The organism is Trichocoleus sp. DQ-A1, from assembly GCF_039961955.1.
Taxonomy (GTDB): Bacteria; Cyanobacteriota; Cyanobacteriia; order Cyanobacteriales; family FACHB-T130; genus FACHB-T130.
Genome location: NZ_JAMPKE010000034.1, coordinates 13033 through 38123 on the forward strand (window position 1 = coordinate 13033; position 25091 = coordinate 38123).

At 45.8% G+C, this 25091-nt stretch carries 22 protein-coding genes and 3 pseudogenes; 12 read left to right on the forward strand and 13 right to left on the reverse strand.

Going from position 1 to position 25091, the window contains the following annotated elements; all coding sequences use genetic code 11:
* Positions 1 to 112: 112 nt before the first annotated feature.
* Positions 113 to 397, reverse strand: coding sequence for a hypothetical protein (locus NDI33_RS22685; protein ID WP_190412245.1), 285 nt, complete (start codon positions 395 to 397; stop codon positions 113 to 115).
* 275 nt (positions 398 to 672) lie between these two features.
* On the opposite strand from NDI33_RS22685, the gene NDI33_RS22690 reads away from it, so the two are divergent.
* Positions 673 to 801, forward strand: coding sequence for a hypothetical protein (locus NDI33_RS22690; RefSeq protein WP_277878884.1), 129 nt, complete (start codon positions 673 to 675; stop codon positions 799 to 801).
* A gap of 47 nt (positions 802 to 848) precedes the next feature.
* On the opposite strand, the gene NDI33_RS22695 is transcribed toward NDI33_RS22690, so the two are convergent.
* A complete protein-coding gene (locus NDI33_RS22695; RefSeq protein WP_190676160.1) occupies positions 849 to 1388 on the reverse strand; it encodes an Hsp20/alpha crystallin family protein in 540 nt (179 codons plus the stop codon).
* A 431-nt stretch (positions 1389 to 1819) separates the two neighbouring features.
* On the opposite strand from NDI33_RS22695, the gene NDI33_RS22700 reads away from it, so the two are divergent.
* Positions 1820 to 2488: a DUF1614 domain-containing protein gene (locus NDI33_RS22700; protein ID WP_190676205.1), complete on the forward strand. Its 669-nt coding sequence runs from the start codon at positions 1820 to 1822 to the stop codon at positions 2486 to 2488.
* Positions 2489 to 2649: 161 nt separating this feature from the next.
* Positions 2650 to 2940: a hypothetical protein gene (locus NDI33_RS22705; RefSeq protein ID WP_339380513.1), complete on the forward strand. Its 291-nt coding sequence runs from the start codon at positions 2650 to 2652 to the stop codon at positions 2938 to 2940.
* 438 nt (positions 2941 to 3378) lie between these two features.
* Here the strand turns inward: NDI33_RS22705 and NDI33_RS22710 are convergent, their stop codons facing one another.
* Both NDI33_RS22710 and NDI33_RS22715 read right to left on the reverse strand, forming a co-directional pair.
* Entirely contained in the window at positions 3379 to 8793 is a 5415-nt protein-coding gene (locus tag NDI33_RS22710) for an ATP-binding sensor histidine kinase (RefSeq protein ID WP_190676162.1), read from the reverse strand.
* A 130-nt stretch (positions 8794 to 8923) separates the two neighbouring features.
* Positions 8924 to 9235, reverse strand: a pseudogene (locus NDI33_RS22715) (transposase); the annotation flags it as partial.
* 7 nt (positions 9236 to 9242) lie between these two features.
* On the opposite strand from NDI33_RS22715, the pseudogene NDI33_RS22720 reads away from it, so the two are divergent.
* Positions 9243 to 9390, forward strand: a pseudogene (locus NDI33_RS22720) (IS982 family transposase); the annotation flags it as partial.
* A gap of 63 nt (positions 9391 to 9453) precedes the next feature.
* Positions 9454 to 10965, forward strand: a complete 1512-nt coding sequence (locus NDI33_RS22725) for a CoA-acylating methylmalonate-semialdehyde dehydrogenase (RefSeq protein WP_190676165.1) — start codon at positions 9454 to 9456, stop codon at positions 10963 to 10965.
* 166 nt (positions 10966 to 11131) lie between these two features.
* Here the strand turns inward: NDI33_RS22725 and NDI33_RS22730 are convergent, their stop codons facing one another.
* From NDI33_RS22730 to NDI33_RS22750, 5 genes and pseudogenes are all read right to left on the reverse strand, one after another.
* Complete coding sequence (locus tag NDI33_RS22730; RefSeq protein ID WP_190676167.1) at positions 11132 to 11920, reverse strand: tryptophan-rich sensory protein; 789 nt, start codon at positions 11918 to 11920, stop codon at positions 11132 to 11134.
* Positions 11921 to 12146: 226 nt separating this feature from the next.
* Complete coding sequence (gene msrA / locus NDI33_RS22735; protein ID WP_190676169.1) at positions 12147 to 12800, reverse strand: peptide-methionine (S)-S-oxide reductase MsrA; 654 nt, start codon at positions 12798 to 12800, stop codon at positions 12147 to 12149.
* 243 nt (positions 12801 to 13043) lie between these two features.
* Complete coding sequence (locus NDI33_RS22740; protein WP_190676207.1) at positions 13044 to 13748, reverse strand: pentapeptide repeat-containing protein; 705 nt, start codon at positions 13746 to 13748, stop codon at positions 13044 to 13046.
* A gap of 112 nt (positions 13749 to 13860) precedes the next feature.
* On the reverse strand, positions 13861 to 14163 hold the full coding sequence (locus NDI33_RS22745; protein ID WP_190676209.1) for a hypothetical protein: 303 nt from the start codon (positions 14161 to 14163) through the stop codon (positions 13861 to 13863).
* Between the two features lie 186 nt (positions 14164 to 14349).
* Positions 14350 to 14554 (reverse strand): annotated as a pseudogene (locus NDI33_RS22750) (ATP-binding cassette domain-containing protein); the annotation flags it as partial.
* Between the two features lie 365 nt (positions 14555 to 14919).
* Here NDI33_RS22750 and NDI33_RS22755 point away from each other — a divergent pair.
* Entirely contained in the window at positions 14920 to 15720 is an 801-nt protein-coding gene (locus tag NDI33_RS22755) for a prohibitin family protein (RefSeq protein ID WP_190676173.1), read from the forward strand.
* 6 nt (positions 15721 to 15726) lie between these two features.
* Here the strand turns inward: NDI33_RS22755 and NDI33_RS22760 are convergent, their stop codons facing one another.
* Positions 15727 to 16668 carry a LysR substrate-binding domain-containing protein gene (locus NDI33_RS22760; protein ID WP_190412256.1) on the reverse strand — a complete coding sequence of 314 codons (942 nt, stop codon included), beginning with the start codon at positions 16666 to 16668 and terminating at the stop codon, positions 15727 to 15729.
* Positions 16669 to 16890: 222 nt separating this feature from the next.
* On the opposite strand from NDI33_RS22760, the gene NDI33_RS22765 reads away from it, so the two are divergent.
* From NDI33_RS22765 to NDI33_RS22790, 6 genes are all read left to right on the forward strand, one after another.
* Positions 16891 to 18378: an APC family permease gene (locus tag NDI33_RS22765; protein ID WP_190676175.1), complete on the forward strand. Its 1488-nt coding sequence runs from the start codon at positions 16891 to 16893 to the stop codon at positions 18376 to 18378.
* A gap of 45 nt (positions 18379 to 18423) precedes the next feature.
* Positions 18424 to 19161 carry a cadmium resistance transporter gene (locus NDI33_RS22770; protein WP_190676177.1) on the forward strand — a complete coding sequence of 246 codons (738 nt, stop codon included), beginning with the start codon at positions 18424 to 18426 and terminating at the stop codon, positions 19159 to 19161.
* Positions 19162 to 19182: 21 nt separating this feature from the next.
* A complete protein-coding gene (locus NDI33_RS22775) occupies positions 19183 to 19842 on the forward strand; it encodes a cadmium resistance transporter (RefSeq protein WP_190430925.1) in 660 nt (219 codons plus the stop codon).
* 146 nt (positions 19843 to 19988) lie between these two features.
* Positions 19989 to 20633, forward strand: a complete 645-nt coding sequence (locus tag NDI33_RS22780; RefSeq protein WP_190529685.1) for a hypothetical protein — start codon at positions 19989 to 19991, stop codon at positions 20631 to 20633.
* Between the two features lie 243 nt (positions 20634 to 20876).
* Complete coding sequence (locus NDI33_RS22785; protein WP_190412261.1) at positions 20877 to 21302, forward strand: DUF202 domain-containing protein; 426 nt, start codon at positions 20877 to 20879, stop codon at positions 21300 to 21302.
* A gap of 260 nt (positions 21303 to 21562) precedes the next feature.
* Positions 21563 to 22744, forward strand: coding sequence for an AbrB family transcriptional regulator (locus NDI33_RS22790; RefSeq protein ID WP_190676179.1), 1182 nt, complete (start codon positions 21563 to 21565; stop codon positions 22742 to 22744).
* 31 nt (positions 22745 to 22775) lie between these two features.
* Here the strand turns inward: NDI33_RS22790 and NDI33_RS22795 are convergent, their stop codons facing one another.
* The 3 genes from NDI33_RS22795 to NDI33_RS22805 all read right to left on the reverse strand — a co-directional run bounded on the left by NDI33_RS22795 (position 22776) and on the right by NDI33_RS22805 (position 25005).
* On the reverse strand, positions 22776 to 23522 hold the full coding sequence (locus tag NDI33_RS22795) for a phosphatase PAP2 family protein (RefSeq protein ID WP_190412263.1): 747 nt from the start codon (positions 23520 to 23522) through the stop codon (positions 22776 to 22778).
* A gap of 115 nt (positions 23523 to 23637) precedes the next feature.
* Positions 23638 to 24435 (reverse strand): sulfite exporter TauE/SafE family protein, encoded by a 798-nt coding sequence (locus NDI33_RS22800; protein WP_190676182.1) that lies wholly within the window; start codon positions 24433 to 24435, stop codon positions 23638 to 23640.
* 108 nt (positions 24436 to 24543) lie between these two features.
* Complete coding sequence (locus NDI33_RS22805) at positions 24544 to 25005, reverse strand: hypothetical protein (protein WP_190676184.1); 462 nt, start codon at positions 25003 to 25005, stop codon at positions 24544 to 24546.
* Between the last annotated feature and the right edge of the window lie 86 nt (positions 25006 to 25091).

The window sequence follows — 25091 nt, forward strand, 5'->3', positions numbered from 1 at the left end:
CACGCATCATTTAGGACTGCTATACCTTTCCGGGAGCAATCGGGCAAAACATAACTAACATGTGAGGTGCGTTCCAGTTACCTCCCACTCAGCTCAGTATTGAAGTAACCGATTAGCTTCCCACAACAGGTTTCGTTGAGGCAGCACAATAACTATCACTCACGACTGTAGAGGTAGAAGACATCTTTACAACTTGTCTGCCAGATTCTCCGGAGTGCAACTGTTTCTCCGGATGCATCACAATCTTCTTACAAACAACTTGATGGCTGCCTACATCTGCAAAGCTCCAGATGTAATTTTCAAAGTCACTGCTAGTCGCGTTAGCTGGAGATAGCGCTAACGCAGACAATAACACTATCTCCAAAGTTAATAGAGCTACGATCGCAATTCTCAGCATAGTATTTCTACCGAACTAAAAATTTTCCTCATCTGTATTTCTCTAATTATTCCCTGAATTTTCGTCTTCGTAAAGAACCAGGCTTAACCTGGATTCCAGGGAGATGCAACCGTACCACGCTTCAATCTCCAGCTGCAACACTGCTGGAGATTGAAGGCTGCTGTGGGTGTGTATTTTAAAATCTCAGTTCAAGCCACTGATGCGGCGATTGAAGCAGCACTCAACAGACAAATTGGAATAATCCTTTAACTTGTGGGAATGCACAAAGCTGTTATGTGAAAAAATTAACCGCGATCGCACTTGCAGTGATTGCGATCGCGGTTGGTTGTCGTTTCCGCAACAGAGGGAATCAATTCCGTCTGTTGCGTGTCTCTCAGGAGGAATGGAGGATACGAAGCGAGTGAATTAGGAAGCGATCGCTGATCCAGCTTGAGCCTGGTCGTTATGACCGTTACCTTGTTCGCTGTTCGCTTCTACCGTCGTGGAAGCATTTGTGGAAGCATTTGCCCCAGCGATTTCCTTTGGCATCGCATCGCTCGCTGCCCACGCCTTGGCTTTCACCCAAGTTGAGTCTGACAACTCGGCGTTGCGCTTCTTCCACCTTAGGTAGAGTCAGCGTTAAGACGCCATTCTGGAAGTCAGCTTGTACCCGCTCGTTTTGGATATGAACCGGGAAAGGAATCATCCGTTGGAATTTACCGTAACGAAACTCCGAGCGGAAATATCCTTTCTCTTCAACCTTGTTTTCAGAGCGGTGTTCCCCCGAAATTGAAACTGCATCACGAGTCACTTGGACATCGAGATCCTTAGCTTCTAATCCGGGAAGTTGTGCCCTGAGAATGAGGTTGTCATCCATATCTTGAAGTTCAACCAAAGGCGTCCAAGTCATCTCAGACTCGCGGTTGCCTCTTGCAAGTTCCTCAAACAGTTCGTCAAATTGACGGCGTAAGGTTTCTATTTCGCGGAATGGTTGCCAACGTATTAGTGCCATACGTTCAGTTACCTCCGTTATAGACTTAACTCACTCAACGTTATCGTTTGATAGGCTCGCGCACAGCTTCTTTGATTGCGATTACTTAATATGGAGAAGCTGCTTTACCTGAGGCAAGAAAATAGTCTTTTTCAGTAACTGGCTGCACTGCTAATTACTTTGAGAAAGCAGCTTTTAGTTACAAGACTTATTTACTTTCCTTAATCTAATATTGTTCTACCCAAAAACTTTTGTCATTTGGGAAAACCCTACCTAGTAAGTAATGCTTTCCACCCATATTGTAGGGCCGCACAACCACGAGCCTTTCCTGCTCGTGTACGGCAATAACCAATGATTAAGGTGGTCAACACCGTCTTACTGGATTTTCTCTAAATTTATACAATAGCGACAGCGTGAAGGACTCTAACGAGGAATCCTTCCCCCAGATGTTTATGATTTATCTTCCAGTCTCCCTACTTCTATTTATCCTGTTCCTGCTGCTACTACCTTTTCTTTGGTTTGCTTTAGCGGTGGATGTGGTGCAAATTGCGGTAGCCAAGCTAGGATTTTCTCCCGGTATGGCTGTTTTATTACTAACAGCAGTTATTCTGGGCAGCACTATCAATATCCCCCTCTATCGAGTGGAATCCCAAGCTGACTTGATCGATGACTTTACCTCCTTCTGGTTAAGGCAATTCTGGGGGATTCCTCTGAGGAAAGTGCAGCGTTCAACTGTCGTAGCTTTAAATGTGGGGGGTGGATTAATTCCGCTAGTTGTGGCGCTGTACCAATTTACCCGTGCAGATCCGCTCTTCATTGTCCTAGTGACTGCAATTGTCTCGCTTGTTAGCTACTACGGGGCGAAAGTGGTGCCGGGAATTGGTATTCAAATGAGTCCATTATTGGCTCCCCTAACTGCTGCGCTGTCTGCCATTGTGATTGCAGGGGTTCATGCTGCTCCTGTCGCGTTTGCTGGGGGCGTATTGGGAACGTTGATTGGTGCGGATTTGCTGCATCTGAAGGAAATTCAAGCAATGACACCAGGAGTGCTAAGTATCGGCGGAGCCGGAGTCTTTGATGGCATTGCTTTATGCGGTCTTTTTGCCTTGCTGTTGACTTAAATTGACACTCCTAGGACGGAAGCCTCTGGGAGTCTCGATTCAGCACAAACGTAAAGCTTTCGCCAGGAAGCCATAAAGTGACCCAGATCGTACTCGTGCTGCGATTGAGTTCGCCATTTCTTGTGATTTGAATCACAAGAGGCGGCTAAAAGAATCACTTTTTGCTATCCCATCGCATCACCAATGACAACCGGAAATTCACCGATATTATAGATATCGAGTTCAAGTCCCAAACGATGCCTTCTATCCAACTTCTCCCCACCGCCCTCTCTGAGTTATTCGCTCAAGTTACTTATTCTGGTTCCCTGACGCTTGCTGACCGCTACGGACTTATGGCAGCGCTACTCGATGATTCGTTGGGTGAAGAAGAGAGAGATGTCATCGACCGTCTGCTTCGCGCCGCGTGTAAAGGACGGCTTTCGTTAGTGGAGCAAATTTCGGCTGTAATGTAGAGAACAAAGCGGACGGGACTCTAGATAAAAAATAATCGGACTCGAAAGAACTCGCTCCTCAGTACACCCCAGATGGGTACTGGGGTTTTTTGTTTTTAATCGCTTTGATTTGGCGAATGTTGGAGTTTAAATTAATCTGAGTTTGGGATAAGAAAAGAAGGAGACGTGTAAGCTGAAATGAGTTAAATCTATAATTCAGCCAGTTCCTCCCATATCTAGTGCCAGAAGAACTTTTATAGCACATCGACGATTTGTGCTGCCACTTTGAACCCTAGTGGCGAAAGTCCCTGCTTCAGCAGCCAAAACCCAGAATTTAAGCTGTACAACGGTCGTGTTCAGCGGCAGCAGATCGCCTTTGCATCTACACCAAGATATCTAAACTTTCCGCTGCAACAGAGTGGTTGTACTGCGTCACAGCGGTGGTTGATCTACAGCCTTTCAAGCAGGATGGATGACTTGACCTCGAACTGGGAGGAAGATGGAAAACTCAGTGCCTTGCCCTAACTCCGACTGGACTTCCAGCCGACCATCATGTTTCTCTAGCACAATCTGACGAGCAATCGCTAAGCCTAACCCCGTTCCCTTGCCAACCTCTTTAGTGGTAAACAAATGATCGAAAATCTTAGTTCTAACTTCCTCATTCATGCCTTTACCATTATCATTAATGCGAATTTCAACCGTATTTTTTTCTAGTAATAATGCAGTTTGAATCGTAATTTTTTGGGGATGATGTTCTAATTTTTCGAAGGTTGTTTGCTGTGCCATTTCATCGAACATATCAATTGCATTAGCCAGAATGTTCATAAACACTTGGTTAAGCTGACCGGGGAAGCAATCAATTTCAGGGATTTCACCGTAGTTTCGGATAACTTTAATGGCAGGCCGATTTTCATTCGCGTTGAGTCGATATTTGAGAATTAACAGCGTACTATCTAACCCTTCGTGCAGCTTGGCGCTAACTTTGTGTTCCGTATCGGCACGAGAGAAGGTACGCAGACTGGTGCTGATGCCTTTGATGCGATCGGTCGCTCCTTGCATTGAGTCAATTAACTTGGGTAAATCCTCCAATAGAAACTCTAGGTCAATTTCTTGGGCCAATTCGGCTACTGAACCAGTAGGCGGCTGGTGCTGCTGGTAGGTGTCTAAATACTCACGCAGGTCTTTTACATAATCTTTGGCATTATTAATACTGCCGTTGAGGAAGCCGACTGGGTTATTAATTTCGTGAGCAACTCCTGCCACCAAGTTACCCAAAGTCGCCATTTTTTCGTTTTGCACAATCTGAAGCTGAGATTCTTCTAGCTGTTGAGCATAGGCTTGGGCTTGCCGATAGAGGCGAGCATTCTCCAGGGAAATCGCAGCTTGGGCACAGAGCAGATTCAGCAACTTAACGCGATCGCGGGTAAAGGCTCCTGTTGCCAGATTATTTTCCAGATAGACCATACCCAGCAACTTGCCTTGTTGCAGAATGGGGCTGCACAGCAGACTCTTGGGCTGTTGGTTTTGAATATACACATCACCGATCAATAGCGGCTCTTGCACGGCGTTGGTAATCACGGCAGACTGCAAGTTGCGTTTGACTTTTGTTACCAGACTGATAGGGACTATACCGCTATCGACAAGCGACTGCGCCGGATGCAGAATCTGCGTTGCGATTTGACCGGATTCCGTAAGCTCTGCCTTAGCCTGAACCGTGAGATTTTGTTCCTCACTCAACATCAAAGCGCACTGCGTCGCCCCTGAGGTTTGTATTACCGTAAGTAAAAGAGTACCAATTAACTGCTCAAGCTCAATTTCACTAGAAAGAGTTTGGGAAGCTTTGAGGATGGCAAGCAGATCCAGGGAATCAGAAATACTGGTGGAAGAAGTATTCGTAGCGGTGACAGTTCCAGTGGCAAATACGGTTTCGTCGATAGAGAATAGTGTCTGCGTTTGTTGGAGGATGGGAGCCAGCAGTTGAGGATAGCGAGTTTCTAAGTCGGCGAGTTTGGCTTTCGCCCCCCAGCGAGCATAGCCATAATAGGCTTCAATTATATAAGCTTGGGCGATCCGCTCTTTGTTCCAAGCCAGGTAGAATTTTGCCGCCAGTTCATTGGCAAGGGCTGCTTCCTGAGGGTAGCCATTGGCTTTGGCACCAGCGATCGCTAGGTCATACAGTTCTATCGCTTCCGTTTTGCGATCGAGAACGCGATGTTTTTCAGCTTCTACTAGATGATATTTGTGCAAGTAATTCATGGGGCCATAATCTGCCCACTCTTTTAGCTTGGCTTGATTTTCTTGCATTCGCTGCCATCTAGGTTCTGACTCCAACATCGATTCTGGCGGAGTTGCCAGCACGGTCAGAGAATCATAGAAATATAAGATCGGTTCAACGGTACTTCCCATCCCTCCGGCTAAATACCGTCGGGTTTGAGTGGCATCGTGTTCCGCTTTGGCAAAATCTTCCAGCCAGTAATTCAATGTGAATCGATACAGGTAAAAGAAAGATAGTCGGTAAAAATCAACTTTTGCCTCATCCAGGACTTGTTCTTCATAGGCATCCTGGCGTAGGAGAATCTCTTCCTCTGACTCACCCAAAAGAATTTGAGCCGCTTGCCAGTAAGCCAAAACACAGTTTGCTGCCGTGACTTGGTGGAGGTCGCACAACTGTTGGTAATAGGCGCGAATTTGGGGTTCGAGTTCAGCGAGCGGTTGACCGCACCAATAAGCATTGAAGCAGTACAACTGGGCATCGTAGCCCATAAATTCTAGATTGCCAGTTTCCAATCCAGCTTGATAGCCTTCCAGCAGAATAGCCAACGTTTCTCGCAGATGGATCGTCCAGTGACCCACATATCCCCCCATTAACAAGGCTGTTGCGGCTCGAATATTTTTGGCATCTGGCTCTGAGGCGAGTTGGTATCCTAATTGCCCAAACTGAGGCACCTTGGTCATGTCTCCCCACAATATCCTCAGTTGAAAGGCGTAACCCGCGTAGCAGTAAGGCGAAACCGGACTATTGCCAAACTGAATTGATAATTTAACCTGGAGGGCTACGACCAGAAAATAAAGCTTTGTGCCGGACATATAGCAGACGGGGGTCAGTCGCGCTGCATTTTGCATAATCGCGAGCTGCTGAGGATCGCTCATGGGGGGCAGATGAAGAAATGACTCAATGGCGCGATCGCCAATTAAGGCATCAATTTCCTGCTTTAGGAGGCGAATATCCTCTAGGGTGGGTTCGTCTGGCAAGTTCACGCCTAACATCCGGAAGACCGATTGACCGATCGCGATCGCTTCCACAAATTGATTGCGGGCGACTAATGCCTGGATTTTGACTTGATAGACTTGCACCTGTTCTAAAGGCGTTTTCGCATGATGAATTACCGCTTCAATCCACCGATCCATCTGCTCAAAATCGCCCACCAAGAAAGCGACCTCGGCAGCTAAGTCGTGCAAGGATAGGGTCATTTCATACTGCCGGTGCCAAGCATCTGTTCCTAGCAGTTGCAGCCCTACGGTGGCATATTCGCGGGCGGCTTGATAAGCGGTTGCCAGTCTGGCCTTGCGGCAGGCCATGAGGTTGAGTTGGGCGAGTTCGTCCCGTTCCTGTTGTTCCTTAACCAGCGTTGTGCCATAGTTCAACTGATTGACGATTTCAAAAATGCGCTCTTCTCTGGCGGCAGGGGAAACTTGTTGCAGCAACAGTTGCCCGATTTGGTAATGAGTCGTCTGTTTTTGCTCGTTAGGGATGAGAGAATAGGCGGCTTGCTGAACGCGGTCGTGAAGAAAGCGATAGGAACAGTTAAAGGTTGCTGCCTGGTTGACTTCTGCCACCTGAAGTGGTGACGGCTGATAAAACTTATAGACCTCGGCAATCGGTAAAATCACGCCTTCTTGCAAGGCTTTCCAGAGATCGATGGCGGTATCTTCGGGCGATCGCTCATTGACAATTGCCAGGGTCGCCAAATCGAACTGAGCGCCAATGCAAGCTGCCAGCTTCAAAGCAGTCTGGGTTGCAGCAGGTAATTTTTGCAACTGAAGTGCCATGAACTCAACGACATCATCCGTGAGCGCGAGTAACTTCACCGTTGCTAAGTCGCACTGCCAATGTCCTGCCTGGGAATCAAACGAAATATAGCCGTCCTCATGCAGGGCTTTGAGAAATTGGGTGAGGAAGAAGGGATTCCCCTTGGTTTTTTGACAGACCAACTCTGTCAATGGCTGAGCTAATTCAATCGAGCAACTCAGCGTATCTGCCGTTAACTGATTCACATCCCCTTGGCTCAGGGGTTCCAGGGTGAGGGTATGGATCGAGGTTTCAGCTTTTTTGACCTCGTCGAGCATCAGCATCAAGGGGTGAGTCGGGAACACTTCGTTATCCCGATAAGCTCCGATGATGAACAGATAACCGCGATCGCGCTCGGTTAGCAGGAGTTTGAGCAGGTTCAGAGAGGCCGAATCAGCCCACTGCAAGTCATCCAGGAAAATCACCAGGGGATGCTCTGGGGTGGTGAACACTGTGATGAACTTCTGGAACAGCAGATTGAAACGGTTCTGAGCGGCGCTACCGGAGAGTTCTGGTACCGGGGGTTGTGGGCCGATAACCTGTTCGAGTTCAGGAATTACCTCAATCAGCACCTGACCATTGTCACCCACTGCCGCCAGGATCTTCGCTTTCCAATCTTGCAACTGCACGTCATCACTACTCAGCAGTTGACCCATCAGGTCACGGAAGGCTTGGACAAAGGCGCTAAAGGGAAGATTGCGGTTGAATTGGTCGTATTTACCTTTGATGAAATAGCCATGCCAACGCACAATCGGCTTATGCACTTCATTGACGACGGCGGTTTTGCCAATGCCGGAAAAACCTGCCACTAGCATCAGTTCGGAGGCTCCGTTGGCAACTCGACCAAACGCTTCAAGCAAGGTTTGAACTTCTTGTTCTCGTCCGTAGAGTTTTTCGGGAATCAAAAAGCGATCGCTGATATCCCGTTCACCTAAGTTAAACCAGGCGTGTTTGCTCGCAACATCATACTCTTGCTGGCATCTCATTAGATCGTGCTTAAGACCGAGGGCACTTTGATAGCGCTCTTCCGCATTCTTAGCCATCAGTTTGCGAAGGATTTCACCAAGCAGGATGGGCAAATCTGGGTTGAGATCGCAGACAGAGAGGGGTTGCTTCGCTATATGGGCATGAACCATTTCCATTGGCTCGTCAGCTGGGAATGGTAACTGTCCCGTGAGCAGTTCAAAAAAGGTAATTCCCAAAGAATAGAAATCGCTGCGATAGTCAATCCCCCGGTTCATCCGCCCGGTTTGCTCTGGTGAGATATAGGCTAGGGTGCCTTCTAGAATGTTGGGATTTTGAATCTCTTGGGTTTCGCGGGGTAACAGGGAAGCAATGCTAAAGTCAATTAGCTTAATCTGCCCAGTTTCGGGTTGAATCAGAATGTTGGCGGGTTTAATGTCTTTGTGAATAATTCGTTGCTGATAGAGCTGCTGGAGGACATCCACAATTTGCAGAGCAATTGGCCAGAATTGTTCAACCGTCAGCGGGGAAGTCTGGATGTAATGACGTAGAGAGATGCCACCAATATCTTCCATCACCAAGGCATAGCCATGAGCATAGGGTTCTAGACTCATCGGTTGGACAATGCCTGGAATGTCGAGATTTTTTGCGATCGCATACTGATTGCGAAACTGCACCAACTCGCTAAAGCTGGGATATTCGTGCCGCAGTGTCTTAATCACCACCGGACATTGCTGTAACCTTTGCACTCCTCGATAGACAGCTGTCCTAGAACCTAGATACAGTTGCTCAACCAAGGTATAGCCAGAAAGTTTTGGGAATTGCTGTACTAGAGGAGTCATTAGGTTTAAAAAGCGAGCTTTAACTTTATTCCTAGGATTCCCTAAAATGTTACGTATGTAACAAATAAGCTAAAAGTACAACTTACTTAATTATTCAGAAACTTTCTATATATACCTATCGGCAGGAGTATTAGCACACAGCATCCCTAAGAACAGACTCGCTCGCGTGTCGGAGGGAACTGGAGTGAGAGAAGCATTGGCGAATGCGAGTTTTGAGCCAAGCCCAACACTTCTCAATTCGATTGAGGTCAGGAGAATAGGGGGGCAGATACAACAGCCTCAAGCTAGCCTAAACAAGCAGTTGTGCAATGCCTCTGCCATGATGAAACGTCGCGTTATCAACAATTACCACCTGTCCCAGTTCCAGCACGGGGATGAAGCAGCTCTCTAGCCAAGTCTCGAACACCACTCGATTACAAGACCCTTCTACGGTAAATGGTGCCTTTGTCAGATTGAACATTTGTCAGATTGAACACTCCAGGCATCGCAGCCCGGTTAACTTCATGGTGAACCTGCTGTGTGGGTTGATTGCAAGAATGCCATCAGCCCAAGAAACCGTCGCTCGATCTGGACTTTGCTTTGCTCCAAGTTGCTTAACCCGAACTCAGGTTAAATTACCCTCCCCGGTAAAGCTTCGGTTCCGGTCTTTTTGGGAGTAGGATGCAGAAAAAACCTTTGGAAGGAGAAATCTCTGTGTCCTTCAGAAACCCTTTACCCAACTACATTAACGGCGAGTGGTGTGCTTCCCGCGCCACCGAATACCTGGATGTGGTAAATCCCGCTACTGCCGAAGTCTTAACTCAGGTTCCCTTGTCACCGGCAAGCGATGTCGAGGCTGCTGCTGTTGCGGCTGCGGCTGCCTATCCGAACTGGCGACGCATCCCGGCAACGGAACGAGTGCAATATCTATTTAAATTGAAATTTCTATTAGAAGAACATTTAGATGAGTTATCTCGCATCGTGACGCTGGAATGTGGGAAGACGTTTGCTGAGTCAAAAGCAGAATTACAACGTGCAATTGAGAATGTAGAAGTTGCTTGTGGGATTCCCATGTTGATGCAGGGTTACAATCTGGAAGATGTTGCCCGTGGGATTGACGAAATGATGATTCGTCAACCCGTGGGAGTGACCGCAATCATCGCTCCGTTTAATTTCCCTGGAATGATTCCCTTCTGGTTTTTGCCCTACGCGATCGCTTGTGGCAATACAACCATTCTTAAGCCTTCTGAAAAAGTCCCTTTGACGATGCAGAAGGTCTTTGAATTACTAGAAAAGACAGGATTGCCCAAAGGCGTCGTCAATTTGGTGAATGGGGCGAAGGAAGTAGTCGATGCAATCTTAGAACATCCCACAATCCGCGCCATTAGCTTTGTCGGTTCTTCACCCGTCGCCCAGTATGTATACAGTAAAGCCGCCGCCTTTGGGAAACGAGTGCAATGTCAGGGAGGCGCGAAAAATCCCATCATTGTCCTGCCAGATGCGGATATGGAAATGACGACTCGAATTACCGCCGATAGTGCTTTTGGCTGTGCTGGACAGCGCTGTTTAGCGGCTTCTGTGGCTGTGACGGTGGGAGAAGCACGGCACACTTTTACCGAAGCGATCGCAAATGCGGCACAAACACGAGTCGTTGGCTATGGCTTGGATGAGAAAGTGCAAATGGGTCCGGTAATTACCCGTCAAAGTCAAGCACGAATTGAGCAATTAATTCAACAAGGAGCCGACGAAGGTGCGACGGTATTAGTAGACGGACGCAGCGCCAAAATTCCCGGTTACGAACAGGGAAACTTTGTCCGACCGACAATCTTGCAAAATGTCAACCCAAAAAGCGAATTAGCTCGTACAGAAATCTTTGGCCCGGTGTTAGGAGTGATGCATCTGGAGACGATTGAGGATGCGATCGCATTAGTCAATAGCGGTCAGTGGGGAAATATGGCTTGTTTATTTACTAGCAGTGGTGCGGCGGCGCGGCAGTTTCGGTATGAAGCGGAAGCTGGCAATATTGGCATTAATATAGGAGTCGCTGCACCGATGGCGTTCTTTCCGTTTAGTGGTTGGAAAGACAGCTTCTACGGCGATTTACACGGTCAAGGGAAAGATGCTGTGGCGTTCTTTACCCAAACAAAAGTTGTAGTTGAACGCTGGCCTAAAACGTGGTCGCGTCAGTTTTAGTATCTGATGCAATACATTGTATTTCACCATAAAAACCTCACGTCCAATTCCTCTCCTTCCAAGGAACGGCAAGCCGTAAAACCTTTAGCACTTTCCCCTCTCCGTTAACGGAGAGGGGGTAGGGGGTGAGGTTCTTTTTTAGCTGTAGTCAACCGGATTTTATCGATTAAATCGCCACATTAGGACGGCGCAGTTGACGCCATAAAATTAATAACCCTAACGCGATCGCAAATCCAACCGCTGTGGCAGCAATCAAAGGTTGACTGGCTTGACGCACTGCGATCGCTACGAATGCCCAGATAATTACGAAGGGGTAGGCAATATCCGCGCGGTTTACGGTAATTGTGGCAGCGATCGCTGCCGCTACAACCAGCAGAATTACCGTCCATATCTGAGGACTGATCCCCCAACCATTCCAACCTAAATAGTCAAGCGTACTCGCCACATTCACAATTGTCGCAACACTAATCCAGGCTAGATAGATGCTCAAGGGAATATGAACGAACCATTTTTGTGCCCTTGAAACTCGTTCTAAACCAATTCCCAACCGCAGATAAATCCCAATCAGGGACAGCAATATGAACAGCATTGCCACAACTGAGAGTGAAAATAGCTGGTATCCGAAAAGAAACACCCAGGCAATTTGTGCAATACTTGCGAATACCAAAAAATACCCTTCTCGACGCAGATAGGGATTTTGTCTTTGGGCGGGTAGAACTTGATAGACTGCAAAACTAATCAAACCTAAATAAATGACGCCCCAAATCGCAAAAGCATAGTTAGCGGGGATGATGGGGACTTCACGGAAGAAGCGATTAGATATTTCCCCAATTGTCAATCCATTGGGAGGAGCAACATTTGCATAGACATTCATCGCAAATGCGGCAAGAATCGCGATGAAATTTGCAACTGACCGGAGGAAATCTGAGTCGAAGCGCTGATTGGCAGATTTCATATTGTTATCGCCTCTGTTTCAAGGCTTTGTTTGACAATTCAAAATAAAAAATTGTGGCACTGGTTTGCTAAAGAGTGAGAACTGGTCAAACCATTACCAAATCTAGGTTAGACAAGTTCATCACGCTTTAAGGAACCAGTGCCACGAACGCACCAACCCGCTCAAGAGCATACCGGGTAAAGATAGTGATTTCTGCTAGCGATCGCTAGCAGACAAAATTTCTATTTCAAGCGTTCGTCATAGCAGGACAAGTAACGTTCGTCCCCCCTAGCCCACAATACCCATTGGGGTTTTTGGCGAGGTACTGCTGATGATAGGCTTCTGCGTAATAGAACTCAGGAGCATCCAGAATCTCAGTGGAAATCTCTCCATACCCGGAGGCTTTCAGGGCTTGCTGATAAGCGTCTCTAGATGCTTCAGCCAGCTTCTTCTGGCTCTCTGAATACGCATAAATTCCGGAACGGTATTGGGTGCCGACATCATTGCCTTGACGCATTCCTTGGGTAGGATTGTGGCTTTCCCAGAAGAGTTTCAGGAGTGTTTCGTAACTAATTACTTTCGGGTCAAACACAACGAAAACTACTTCATTGTGTCCCGTCATGCCCGTACAAACCTCGTGATAAGTGGGGTTTGGCGTGACTCCTGCTGCATAGCCAACTGCGGTGGTGAAAACTCCAGGTTGCTTCCAGAATATGCGCTCTGCTCCCCAGAAACACCCCAAGCCAAACATCGCCATCTCCATCCCATCGGGAAAAGGAGGTTTCAGCGGATTACCGTTTACGTAGTGAGTAGCGGGGACTTGCATGGGTTCTGCCCGTCCCGGCAATGCTTGCTCGATCGTGGGCAGACTTTGCTTTTTACCAAATCCGAATAGCGCCATTGATTCTGACTCTGTTTTCTGATAAACGTTTTAACCTTATTTCATATTGTAAAGATTTTGGCATCCCCTGAAGAGCGGGAAGGAGGTAGGGTTAGCCGGAACCTCACCCCCCAACCCCCTCGACATTCACGCAGAGGCGGCTATTTCTTTGCCTTTTTGTTGAGCTAAACGCTGAGCTAAACGGGGCTAGCTTCTCCTCTCCCTGCTTACGGGGTAAGGTCAAATAGGATGTATCGCTGCTTCCTAACCGTGGATGCTGCCATCGGGTAGGATGGCTCCTGCTAAGTTCGCTCCAGTCAGTTTAACCAGGACTCGGTCTTGCGACCCAACCTTAGCTCCCCTCAAATCGGCTCCCCTCAAATCGGCTCCACTGAGGTCGGCTCCAATCAAGTTAGCTTCTCGCAAGTTAGCGTTGTTTAGCTTCGCTTGCAACAGGTTGGCTCTAAAAAGATTCGCTTTTTCCAGGTTGGCTCCCTGAAGATTCACTTTATGCAGGAAGGCATCGCTTAAGTTGGCGTTGCTGAGGTTGGCATTGCTCAAATTTCTTCCAGACAAGTCCTTTTCTTTGAGATTAGCTCCGCTCAAGTTGGCTCCGCTCAAGTCGGACTGCTGCTTAGGAGCCTGAGGGTGAGATTGAGGGGGTGATTGAGGCGGTGATTGATAGGAGTAACTAGATTGATAATAAGAACTCGGTGGATGAGCGCGATCGCGTGCCGGAGGTTCGGGATTTCGGTTCTTTTCGCCGGGTCGAACTGAGCGCAAGCGATCGCGTGCCTGATTAATCTCTTTCAGTTTTTCTTGAGCCTTTTGCTGTAACCGAGGGTTATCTTTCGGGATGCGATCGGGGTGCCAAATAAAAGCCAAATCCCTATAAGCCTGGTTCACTTCATCAAGTGAGGCTCCAGGCTCTAGTCCCAGCACTTTGTAGTATCGATCTAGATCGCTCATTATCACTACCCTAGCAGGCGTTGCCGGTTGAACGAATGCTTCTTTCGGAGTGAAGTAATGAGATCCCGAAACCTCTAGGGGCGATCGCGCTCCTGTTGCCCATCCCATCAAATCATTGCGGTTTGCAACGCTCTAGCACATCTTCAGCGATCTGCTGCCATTCTTGGTTTAGGTCGCCTTGAAACTCTGGTCGTCCGGTGTGCCGATACCAGTAACGGGCATTGCTGTTGTCGCCTTCTTTCCGATGTAGGTAGGCGTGAACCCAAGCGCTGTCAGCATCACTGGCATTTTGCACAATTTGATGAGCTTTGTCCCAATCTCCTTTTTTGTCGTACCACAGTGCCTGCAATGCTTGAGGTATAGACTCAGGACATCTTTCCTGTTCCATCAACTGTATAAATTCATCCAATCTCATCATCTGCTCTCGGATTGTTTTACGAAAGGCACAGACTAAAAATGATTATAAAGATTTGGTCGAATCAACTAAGTAAGGACTTCCGTTCCAATACTTAGATTACTAAGAATTTCTGGTCGCTTGGGTTGCAATCGGTCAAAACCTGAACCGAAATGTATTGAGTCAAATCTGTAATCTGTGCTGGGGTGCCAGTGCTACTCGTTGGCGCTGACCTCCAGAGAGTTGAAAGGGATAGCGATCGCCCATTCCGTTCAATTGCACCAACTCTAGTAGTTGTTCTACTCGCGTTTGGGTTCTCGCTTTCAGTGCATTGCGAATTTGTAGACCAAAGGCTCTCGCTCTCACGCACTTGAGCGTGAGAGCGAGTATAGTGCTGCAACACAAACCCGACCCGCCATGTTGGACACTTGTCAGCTAACTTCGTTAACCGCTTTGAAACTGCCGAACTGCTTGGATACGTTTTCAACAACAATTCTCACGGCAAGTGTCCCTTTCGATATAAACTACGGTTTATCGATTCCATTACCGTAGTTTGGCACTCCGCTTAATCATCTGAGTACAAAAATATTAAAGATTGGGGAACTAGCAAATGGCGAGGGGTTCAACTTGCCAAGTTATCAAAACCAACATCTCTCTAATGGCAGATTTGTCAAACGTTAGACCTGCTGACTCGATATAAGGTGAGATTATTTGAGATTAAGTACATCTACGAAAGTTCGCTGATACTTTAGTAAAGTTGCCATTTACCCCTCGACCATGAAAAAATTTAAAGCTCTTCCCAATGGCGGTAAACTAATTTTATTTTTATTATTAGTCGTGATTTCCCTTACTCCTGTTGTGATTGTAGATGCTGGAGAACGGGGTGTATTAATGCAGTTTGGTAAAGTGCAGCCGAGAGTATTAGACGAAGGAATACACTTCATTATTCCTATCGTTAATACCGTCCAAAAATTGAGCGTTCGAGTACAAAAACAGGAAAGTTCTGCTGAAGCTTCCTCGAAGGATCTTCAAGATGTTTTCACCGATGTAGCTCTCAACTGGCACATTATTCCAGAGGAAGCGAATGCTATTTATCAACAAATTGGGAACGAGAACCTAGTTATAGAAAAAATTATAAATCCAGCAGTAGAAGAAGTATTAAAAGCAGTAATGGCACAGTACACTGCTGAAGAAATTATTACAAAGCGAGGAGAAGTAAAAGCGGGCGTAGACGATTCATTAACTACACGACTGGCTAGCTATCACATTGGAGTTGATGATATCTCCCTAGTCCATGTCCACTTTTCCAAGCGATTTAGCGATGCTGTGGAGGCGAAACAGATTGCCGAACAGGACGCAAAACGTGCAGGCTTTATAACCTTAAAAACATTACAACAGGCAGAAGCACAGGTTAATTTAGCCAGAGGAGAAGCAGAAGCGGATAGGGTGTTACGTGAAAATTTAACTCCAGAATTATTGCAAAGGCAAGCAATAGAGAAATGGGATGGAAAGCTGCCGCTAATTGTCGAAAACTCTACAAAATTGTTGGATTTAAGTAAATTTGTAAAGCCTAACTAAAATTGATTAAAATATTGTAGATAGTGTTGTAAATACAGTTAACATCTGTTCAAAAGCAATTGAAACGCGAGTCTGAAACCGTTGTTGATGCTTCAGCTTCAAGACAGGCTGGACGATTTCCAGTTTCGTCTTCGCTCTTGTCCTATCATCTACAACTTTAACTGCGTGCAGTGTAGAGAGTTGTAGTTCTTTTTGCACCATCAATTCTGGAATCGCAGCTGCACCGACACCGCCTTCAACCACTGCCTTCACCATCTCGCTACTGTTCAATACTAAAACTACATTGAACTGGGTAGGAGCGATTCCCCAATTTTGCAAAGCTTGCTCAAACATTTGTTGCGCTCCGGAGCCTGGCTCTCGCATTACCCAACTGGTTGTAGAAAGTTCTGTTAGAGAAATCTCAGCAAGCTCAAACCAGGGGTGAGACTTTCCCACGACGATTTGTAAGCGATCGCTCCCTACTCTCTCTTGCTCTAAGCAACTCTGTAGGGATGGTTTTACTTCTCCTGTGATTAAACCTAAATCAAATAGTCCCGTTGCTGTCCCTTCGCAAATTTCTTCTGCATTGCCCAGAGTACAGTTAACAAAAATGCCAGGATATTGGGTTTTAAATTGACTAATTTTGTTGGGTAGCCAGTAGTTGCCAATCGTGAGACTCGCACCCAATTTCAACTCGCCCCGTTGTAAATTGTTTAATTCGCGCAAACCTCGCTCAGTCAAAGCCACCTGATCGAGAATCTTCTTTGCTTCCACCTGTAGCAGCTTTCCCGCCTCCGCGATCTCGATGTGGCGACCAACGCGATGGAACAGTTTCACGCTGTATTGCTGTTCCAAGCTTTGGATCGCGGCACTAACCGCAGGTTGGGTAATATACAGTTCTTCCGCCGCACGGGTAAAGTGCAGATGTTCTGCCACCGCTAGAAAAATTCGTAATTGTTCAAATGTCATCTCTACTTTTTAAGGCTCCTTAAGCACCTCTAGCTGTCTATATCAAGCTATCAATCACTTTAAGTTATCCTTTCAACAAAAAAAAGTATTTGCTTTTATTAATTTGGCTGCGTAGATTGAAAACATATATTCATTGCAATCAAGCCTTACCCAGACAAAGCCTAGCGGTTAGATTCGGCTAGCCGCACCGAATTGGCAAATCTGTATGAAGGGAGTCTCTAAATGACGAGTGAAAGACGACTAAATCAAAGCGATCGCGGCTTAAAGCCAAACTGTCTTCCCTTTGGAGAAGTTCTTGCTCAATCCTTTGCGGTCATTGCACCCACAACAATACCCGCCTCAAATATAGGATTGATCGTCGTACTTTCCGGCAATGGCACCTGGCTAAGTTTTCTCATCGGCATGATTGGTTTAGTGCTGGTTAGTATTAACATCAATCAATTTGCCAGCCGCTCGGCTTCTCCCGGTTCGCTCTACTCTTACATCGTCAAAGGATTAGGCCCGACAGCAGGTGTAATTTGCGGTTGGAGTTTGGTTCTGGCTTACTTGTTTACAGGAATGTCAGTTTTGTGTGGCTTTGCCAACTTTAGCAGTATCTTGATTGGTCACTTGGGTATTCATCCCTCGACGATTACGCTGCTGGCACTCGGTGCAGGGGTTGCCTGGTATGCAGCATATAAAGATATCCAGCTATCAGCAATGGCGATGCTGTGGATGGAGGGAGCTTCCCTTGCCCTGATTGGCGTCTTAGGAATAATCATTTGGGCGCACAAAGGCTTTGCATTAGATATGTCCCAATTAACCTTGCAAGGCGTAACTCCAGGTAGCGTCGCAATGGGGCTTGTCCTAGTGATGTTTAGTTTCTCTGGCTTTGAAAGTGCTACATCTCTGGGTGATGAAGCAAAAGACCCCTTAAAAACGATCCCCAGAGCAGTTTTGGGGAGTACTACCCTGGCAGGTTTATTCTTCATTTCGATGACTTACATTGAAGTGCTGGGTTTTAGCGGAACTGGAGTTTCCATTACCACTACGGAAGAACCGCTGGGTTTTCTAGCGCAACAAGCGGGAGTAGGTTTTTTAGGAACCTTGGTTGCCTTCAGCGCCCTGTTTAGCTTCTTTGCCTGTGTCCTTGGTAGTATTAATCCAGCAGCCAGAGTATTTTTTACGATGGCACGTCACGGTTTATTTCCGTCTTCGTTGGGTTTATCTCACTCATCGAACCGGACACCCCACATTGCTGTTACGCTGTGTTCGCTGATTGTATTTCTTGTGCCTGCTTCGATGTCCCTGTTTCATGTCAAGCTGTTTGACAGTATGGGCTACTTGGGAGCTATCTGTAGCTACGGGTTTTTAACGGTTTACACCTTGATTTCCATCGCTGCACCTGTTTACCTGCACAAGATTAGAAAGCTCCGTCTACATCATGTAGTGTTCTCTATTCTGGCAGTTGGGTTTATGATGATTCCCGTTCTTGGAAGCGTGGGGATTCCAGGTAGCAGCCTTTTCCCAGTTCCAGAAGCGCCTTACGATGCGTTTCCTTACCTGTTTTTGATGTACCTGATAGTTACGTGTGGATGGTTTGTCATTCAAAGATTCCGCTCTCCAGAAATTGTCAGTTCAATGGAGCGGGGGATTGAAGAGATTCATGCCAAGTTTGCGACCCCTAGTTCGGTGGTGATACCAGAGGCGATCGCAGATGATGAATTTTGAAGCTAGTTTGGACAACGCATCTACAAACCTTAAGGACACGCAAAAATGAGCGAAATAATCACGGCAATCCCCCTTGGATTCACTGCCTTCACAGCCACCAACCTTGATGACATCGTGATTTTGTTGCTGTTTTTCTCGCAAGTGAATGCGGTATTCCGACGTCGCCATATTGTGGCTGGTCAGTATCTGGGTTTTGGTGCATTAGTCCTCGCTAGCCTTCCCAGTTTTTTTGGTACCCTAATATTGCCGCGCCCTTGGATTGGTTTGTTAGGCATTCTCCCGATTGCAATTGGAATCAGTCGCTTACTCAATCAAGACACGGATGAATCGGAAGGCGAGGAAAAAGTAGAACCACCTGAGAAATCTTGGTTTACGAGTTTTTTATCTCCACAAACTTATAGCGTGGCAGCCGTTACATTTGCGAATGGGGGTGACAACATCGGTATCTATGTGCCGTTGTTTGCGAGTAGTACCTGGGAGGGTCTTCTGGCGATTCTGGGGGTATTCTTCTCGCTGGTGGGAGTTTGGTGCTACACCGCTTACCAATTAACCCGTTTACCTGCGATCGCTCAGACCCTAACTCGGTACGGCAATCAACTCGTTCCCTTTGTCTTAATTGGGTTAGGTGTTTTAATTTTAGTAGACAGTCACACGCTGGAAAATCGGGGCTTGCTCGTCCTGACTTTAGTAACCAGTTGTCTCTGTTTGCTGACTCTCGGCAGAAGTAATGAGCAGGTATCTGAGGCGGAAATCTGCTCAACGCCTGAAGTGGAGAAAAATTGAGGAGGTTGCGATCGCAGTGTCATGAGTTGGTTTGCACAAGCAATCATTGCCGGAGTTACATCCTTTGTAGCAACTAACATTGATGACATTGTGATCTTGATGCTATTCTTCGCCCAGGTAAATTCTACCTTCCGCACCAAACATATTGTTGTAGGTAAGTATCTTGGATTCACTGTATTAATTGCCGCTAGTCTTCCGGGTTTCTTTGGTGGCTTAATTCTGCCAAAAGCTTGGATTGGCTTACTAGGTCTGGTTCCCATTGTTATTGGAGTGAATCAATTAGTCAATTGGGAAAAAGATGAAAACGAAGTCCAGACAGTATCAGATGAATTCAATAGCTCAAAAGCTAGTTCCTCAGTGATGTCAACTCTCGCTAGTTTTCTTACTCCTCAGACTTATCACGTCGCAGCTGTTACATTTGCTAATGGGGGTGACAATATCGGGATATATGTACCGTTGTTCGCTAGTAGCAATCTGGCTAGTTTGGGAGTAATTTTAAGCGTGTTTTTTGTGTTGGTTGGAGTTTGGTGTTATGTCGCCTACCAATTAACCCGCCATTCGGTTGTTGCTCACCTTTTCACTCGCTACGGTAAGAGAATCGTCCCATTTGTGTTAATTGGCTTAGGAATTTTTATTCTGGTTGAAAGTGGTAGCTATCAACTCTTACCGTCGTTCCAATAAGTGTCAGTTTTAGCTTAGCAGACCATTTACCAGTATCTGCAATTTAATAAAAACCTTTTTTGCTAAAGGTCTACCCTTAAAAATTTTCCAACCATAAACCCAAACATCGAGTTGGAAAAACTCGGAATCTCGCAAGGAGAAAGTTCATGAAACTGTTCAAAATCGCTCTGGTAGCATTAGTATTTCTGGTCAATTTGGCGATCGCTCAACCTTCTTTGGCAGACAGACCGAAACTTACCCTGAGTCCTGACTACACAGAGGTAACTCAATCTCTTGACAGCCTCTTAAAGGCAAAAGACGCACCGGATCAATCCGACTATACACCTGAGGAAATTCAGCAGAAACTCGGTGAGTTGCAACTGCAAAAATATATCTTAGAGACAGCGGCAGACTGGGGGCAGTGCCGCAATGAAACTGGGAAAACGTTAGCGGTCTATGCTCATAAACCCAATAAATCTAACTTTTCCGAAGCAAGTACTCTCTACTACTTGGGAAATGGCAAAGTCACGGACGATGATTGGAACTGTGATGGCGTTTACTTGCCAAGTGGTGTCAAAGTAGCTGGCTTAACTCCTGGTGACACCCAAGGGCAAGATTTAGGGGAGCCTGTAGCTCTCAAAATAGTAGCTGGAACCCAATTAGTCGCTAAAACCAATCCAGAAACTGGTGCAGTTGAATTCAACGTTCCTGCTGCGAAAGTTTTCAAAGCAGGTGAGGGTACATGGTCTGTTCCTAACTTGTCGTCAGCAGATGTGGAAGCGCAAACTCCTAACGCACCAATCGAGGATTAAATTTTTCACGCCTGCGAAAGCACTTTAGGTGTTTTTCCTCTAAAGAGTAGCAGGATGACAGCCAGGGTATGAAAAGCTACCAAAAGTAAACGGTTGAACAGCTATCATACTCTGGCTAATAGACTTCATAAAATTTTTCGGAATATCGGGTTCCGGATCAAAGTGCTTCTGAAGGGAGAAAGCTTGTTTTGTTTGTACATCTAAACTGATAATTGAGGGTAGTATTTTGTGCAGCTATTGTTTATGTTTAAGCCGATAAATGGGAGTACAGAAAAATTAGAGACGCCGAAACGACGGACTTCTGAGCGAGTGCGGGATCATTTGGCAAACGAACGCACCTACTTAGCATGGATGCGGAGTGCGATCGCGCTGATGGGATTTGGTGTTTTGATCGTGCGCCTTCGTCTCCTCCGTCCACCCCTTGCGCCTCAACCTCCTGGTAATGGGTGGAAGTTAGGATTAGTGTTCTCCTTAGTTGGTTTGGTAACGGTATTGCTGTCAACCCAGCACTACTTCGCGGTTCGTCATGACATTGACGAGGATACATACGAACCTGCGGATCGCTGGGTGATTTTATTTAGCCTTGCCGTACTCACCTTGGGAGCTGGGGTTATCTACTACGTCTTCACAGTTCCAGTTGAATCATTAAATGGTGTCATCCTTGATTAACTGAGATTTTATTTAAGTAACCCTGAAGAGAGCCTACCTTTAAAAGTCATTTTTAGAGTTTTTATAACGCATATAAACTCAGAAGTAATGCGTTAGACCTGGCTACAGGCTACGCATATATGTTGCACCGTCAGTTATTTTTAAGATAGGCTGCAAGGTGTAAGTAATGCGCTTTTTATAAGCATTTTTGGATAATCTTTGCACTTCAACGCATAAGAAAGTAATGATTAAAGATTGGAGATTTTGTGAGCAAAATAAGTTTGGATAAATCTACACTTAGTAAATTGACGACCACTTGTTTAATTGTTGGTATAGAAATAATTATTGGTTTACTAAGTGGTCTAACTTTTATTGCACTTGGGGCAGGTGGAGGGTCTTGGATACTTGGGGGTATTGCTGCTGGTGCCTTGGTCTTTTATTTTTATCGTCGATATAACAATCAAGCTAAGCCTAATCGCAACTCAAGGAAATTTGGACAAATTATTGTTGGTCTTACTGTAGGATTTTCTCTTAAGCAAAGTAATCTAATAACTATTTATTCCCAATTACATATCTTTCTATTCTTAGCATTATTTTTAATGTTTTGTGGTGGAATTATTGGTTATATATATTCACGCATTGAAAAAACAGATTTGCTAACTGCCATGCTTGCTACGGTTCCCGGAAATATAGGAATCATGGCAAGTATAGCAGCAGACTATGGTAGAAATATTTCACTTGTTTCTCTCGTTCAGTTAATACGCTTTACGGCAATTATTATTGTTATACCGCTTGTTGCTAATGTTTCTAACGCACATGACATCAACGCGATAATTCATTCCGTTACTGAAAATTTATTTGTCATAAATTTCAACTATTTATTTTTACTATTTTTGTTACTATTTGTAACATTATTGACAGTTAAAATAGGCAGTTATTTAAAAATCCCTGTTGCTGGTTTCTTGTGTTCAATAATAGTCGGGGTTGGTTTTGATTCGTTGCTAGATTCACTGCCATTTTTATCTCATATCGATTTTAATCTACCCCCTTTATTTAATTTAATTGGTCAAATTCTACTGGGAATTACAATCGGTGAATATTGGGGAATGAACCCAAAGCTGGGAAAGCTTACAGTAGCGTATGCCTCGGTTCCTGTAGCCATGACCTTTTTGGCAGGATTCATCTCAGCAGGAATTGCTACGTTGATCTCGCCCTGGGACTGGCTAACGTGTTTGCTGGTGACATCTCCAGGCGGATCTCCAGAAATGATATTAATCTCTCTAGCTTTGCATCACAATGTTGAGATTGTAACCGCAGGTCATCTAGTTCGGCTAATGACGATTAATCTGTGTCTTCCAGCTTTGGTGTCTTTCATTTGCTATCTAGAACGCCGTTCTACAAAAAATCAAGATGGCGCAGCAGATCAGCTTAAAACGATATCACCCAAATCAGCAATGCCATAATTTCTTTGCGATGGTGTTAACCTTGGGCTTGTTAACCTTGGGCTATTGATTCCTCTTCATCCACAGTTAGCTCATCCTCAGGAATAGTACTCGGTTTAGTTAAATGTGGTTGGATTAGCAGACTAACGCCAATTGTCCAAGCAATTGAAACCATCCATCCTGCTAAAATATCGCTGGGAAAATGAACCCCTAAATATATTCGCGTCCAACCGATCGCTAATACGAATACGCTCCCCACAGCCAGCACTAACCAGCACCAATTACTATTCCAGGTCAAAATGACTAAAGCAGCTATCAAGGTCATACTGGACATTGCATGACCGCTGGGAAATGCGTAATCAAACTCTGGAGAGATTGACTCCCAGAGGTTGGGGCGCACTCGATGCAGCAACAGCTTTGCAGTGCGATTAATCAAAATGCTACCTAGTAGCGTGGTCAGTAAATAGGCGAGCGAGCGCCACTTTTTAAGGCGTAGCAACACTAACGAGATTACAGTAGCAACTGGAAATACTCCCCAAAATACTCCGAACTTGGTTAAAGTTGCCGCAAAAACGTCTAGTTGTGGCTGTGCTATCTTGTGAACTGCTAGCAGGAGAGTTTCATCCCAGGGGAGACCGCCTTGATTCTGCAATACTACTAATGCAAGTTCCTCAAAAACCAGCATTGGTAAACAGACCCCTATCAATAGGAGTAGCAAAGAACGCCAATAAGCAACGAGCAGCTTTTCGAGAAAACTTAGGAAAGATGAAGACAGCTTCCAAAAATTAGAACTAAACATTCACCAAAAAATGCTTAAAATGTGTACAAACCGAAATTCTTTATTATTTTTTTTTGAGATAGTAGCACCCTGATGGGGAAATCTTTTTACTATCAGATATTAAATCAAACTCAGATCACGCTTGATAAACTAACTTCCAACTTACCCCTGCTAAAATCACATAAATTACCAGCCGGAGCGCGCCTTGAGGAGTAACCTTGCAGAGTTTAGCACCTAGCAAAACTCCCGGTACTGTTCCCAGCCAAATTGGCAATACTAAACTCCAATTCACTGTCCCAAGGCAGAGGTGTCCAAGGGAAGTAAACACCAATAAAATCGCTGCCTGTGAAATATCTGTGCCTACCAATTTACGCGCGTCGAGGCGGAAAAAGGTAATCAACACAATTGCAAACATCGCACCAGAAGACACGCTAGTTAATCCTACCAGACAGCCTAAAAATGCTCCTACACTGAGGGTCGAAATTCGACCCCTCTGAGTGTTTAAGTCAAACTTAGGCGGTTCAGGTAACTGCAACTTCGGGAAAAAAGTTTTCAGCGACAATTGTGCGAGTCCCAACAAAGTGACAAGCAGTATCATGAACCCGATCGCACGTAGCAGAATGTAATCTAGGTCTAAGGTTGCATCAAGCTTAATCAGGTATAAAATACCTACTCCGATTAGTGAGCCAGGAACACTTCCCCAAGCCAACCATTTGACAACTTGCAGGTCAAGCGTTTGCTGTTTCCAGTGTTTAAAGCCGCCGATCACCTTCATCAAGGTGGCAGCTACTACATCGGAACTGACTGCGATCGCAGGTGGAACGTGGAACACAAAAATCAACATCGGAGTGATCAGAGATGCTCCACCGATTCCCGTTAAACCCACAATGATACCCACGACAAAACTGAGGAACGGTAGTAATAGATAGTCCATACTGCTGTCCTGATACAGGCGATTAAAATGCTGAATCTCTAACTAAAAGTAAACTTTGACATTAGTGCTAGCGGCGATTAAGCAACATTCGCCGCCCATAAATCCCCCTTAGCCACCGGGGAATAAGACAGGAGCATCGAGAATCTTAAACTGTATCAATGCCAGAATGACCAGAGTGTAAGCGGTTGAGGAGACTACACCTGTCAATAACTCTTTTTTCAAGTTACGCTCTGTGGGTTCCTTGCTAAAAACATCCACAGCCCCTACTTGCATCAAGAGAATTCCCGCAATGTTAGAGAGCCAGTACCCGACGATTGAGCAAGGCAGAAGTAAATCTGGGGAAAGCCAACTACAGATATACCCAAAAAAATAAGCAATTGGCAGATTGAAAAACAGGTCATTCCACCAACATAGTGGTGACAGCATATATCCAATGACCAGAAGGAATCCGCCTCTGAGCTTTTTGAACCAACCTTCCTGGAAACTTTGTTGATCCGCTGGTTGCAAATGCTCAGGAGTTACTTGCCCTGCGAGGGTCAGCTCACTACTGGGTCTTTTAGCGTTGTCCATGCAAAATCCACTATCCCGCTAGAGTTACCGTAGTTTCAATTTAATCTGATACGGATCAAAAGTCTAGTGCGGAAGGGACAACGCTT

Excerpts from the sequence above, each read along its gene's own strand:
- NDI33_RS22780 (WP_190529685.1), top strand. The coding sequence starts at position 19,989 with ATGAAACTGTTCAAAATCGCTCTGGTAGCATTAGTATTTCTGGTCAAT.
- NDI33_RS22785 (WP_190412261.1), top strand. The coding sequence starts at position 20,877 with ATGTTTAAGCCGATAAATGGGAGTACAGAAAAATTAGAGACGCCGAAA.
- NDI33_RS22725 (WP_190676165.1), top strand. The coding sequence starts at position 9,454 with ATGCAGAAAAAACCTTTGGAAGGAGAAATCTCTGTGTCCTTCAGAAAC.
- NDI33_RS22745 (WP_190676209.1), bottom strand. The coding sequence starts at position 14,163 with ATGAGATTGGATGAATTTATACAGTTGATGGAACAGGAAAGATGTCCT.
- NDI33_RS22770 (WP_190676177.1), top strand. The coding sequence starts at position 18,424 with ATGAGCGAAATAATCACGGCAATCCCCCTTGGATTCACTGCCTTCACA.
- NDI33_RS22710 (WP_190676162.1), bottom strand. The coding sequence starts at position 8,793 with ATGACTCCTCTAGTACAGCAATTCCCAAAACTTTCTGGCTATACCTTG.
- NDI33_RS22765 (WP_190676175.1), top strand. The coding sequence starts at position 16,891 with ATGACGAGTGAAAGACGACTAAATCAAAGCGATCGCGGCTTAAAGCCA.
- NDI33_RS22695 (WP_190676160.1), bottom strand. The coding sequence starts at position 1,388 with ATGGCACTAATACGTTGGCAACCATTCCGCGAAATAGAAACCTTACGC.
- NDI33_RS22685 (WP_190412245.1), bottom strand. The coding sequence starts at position 397 with ATGCTGAGAATTGCGATCGTAGCTCTATTAACTTTGGAGATAGTGTTA.
- NDI33_RS22775 (WP_190430925.1), top strand. The coding sequence starts at position 19,183 with ATGAGTTGGTTTGCACAAGCAATCATTGCCGGAGTTACATCCTTTGTA.
- NDI33_RS22760 (WP_190412256.1), bottom strand. The coding sequence starts at position 16,668 with ATGACATTTGAACAATTACGAATTTTTCTAGCGGTGGCAGAACATCTG.
- NDI33_RS22730 (WP_190676167.1), bottom strand. The coding sequence starts at position 11,920 with ATGAAATCTGCCAATCAGCGCTTCGACTCAGATTTCCTCCGGTCAGTT.
- NDI33_RS22740 (WP_190676207.1), bottom strand. The coding sequence starts at position 13,748 with ATGAGCGATCTAGATCGATACTACAAAGTGCTGGGACTAGAGCCTGGA.
- NDI33_RS22805 (WP_190676184.1), bottom strand. The coding sequence starts at position 25,005 with ATGGACAACGCTAAAAGACCCAGTAGTGAGCTGACCCTCGCAGGGCAA.
- NDI33_RS22755 (WP_190676173.1), top strand. The coding sequence starts at position 14,920 with ATGAAAAAATTTAAAGCTCTTCCCAATGGCGGTAAACTAATTTTATTT.
- msrA (WP_190676169.1), bottom strand. The coding sequence starts at position 12,800 with ATGGCGCTATTCGGATTTGGTAAAAAGCAAAGTCTGCCCACGATCGAG.
- NDI33_RS22800 (WP_190676182.1), bottom strand. The coding sequence starts at position 24,435 with ATGGACTATCTATTACTACCGTTCCTCAGTTTTGTCGTGGGTATCATT.
- NDI33_RS22795 (WP_190412263.1), bottom strand. The coding sequence starts at position 23,522 with ATGTTTAGTTCTAATTTTTGGAAGCTGTCTTCATCTTTCCTAAGTTTT.
- NDI33_RS22700 (WP_190676205.1), top strand. The coding sequence starts at position 1,820 with ATGATTTATCTTCCAGTCTCCCTACTTCTATTTATCCTGTTCCTGCTG.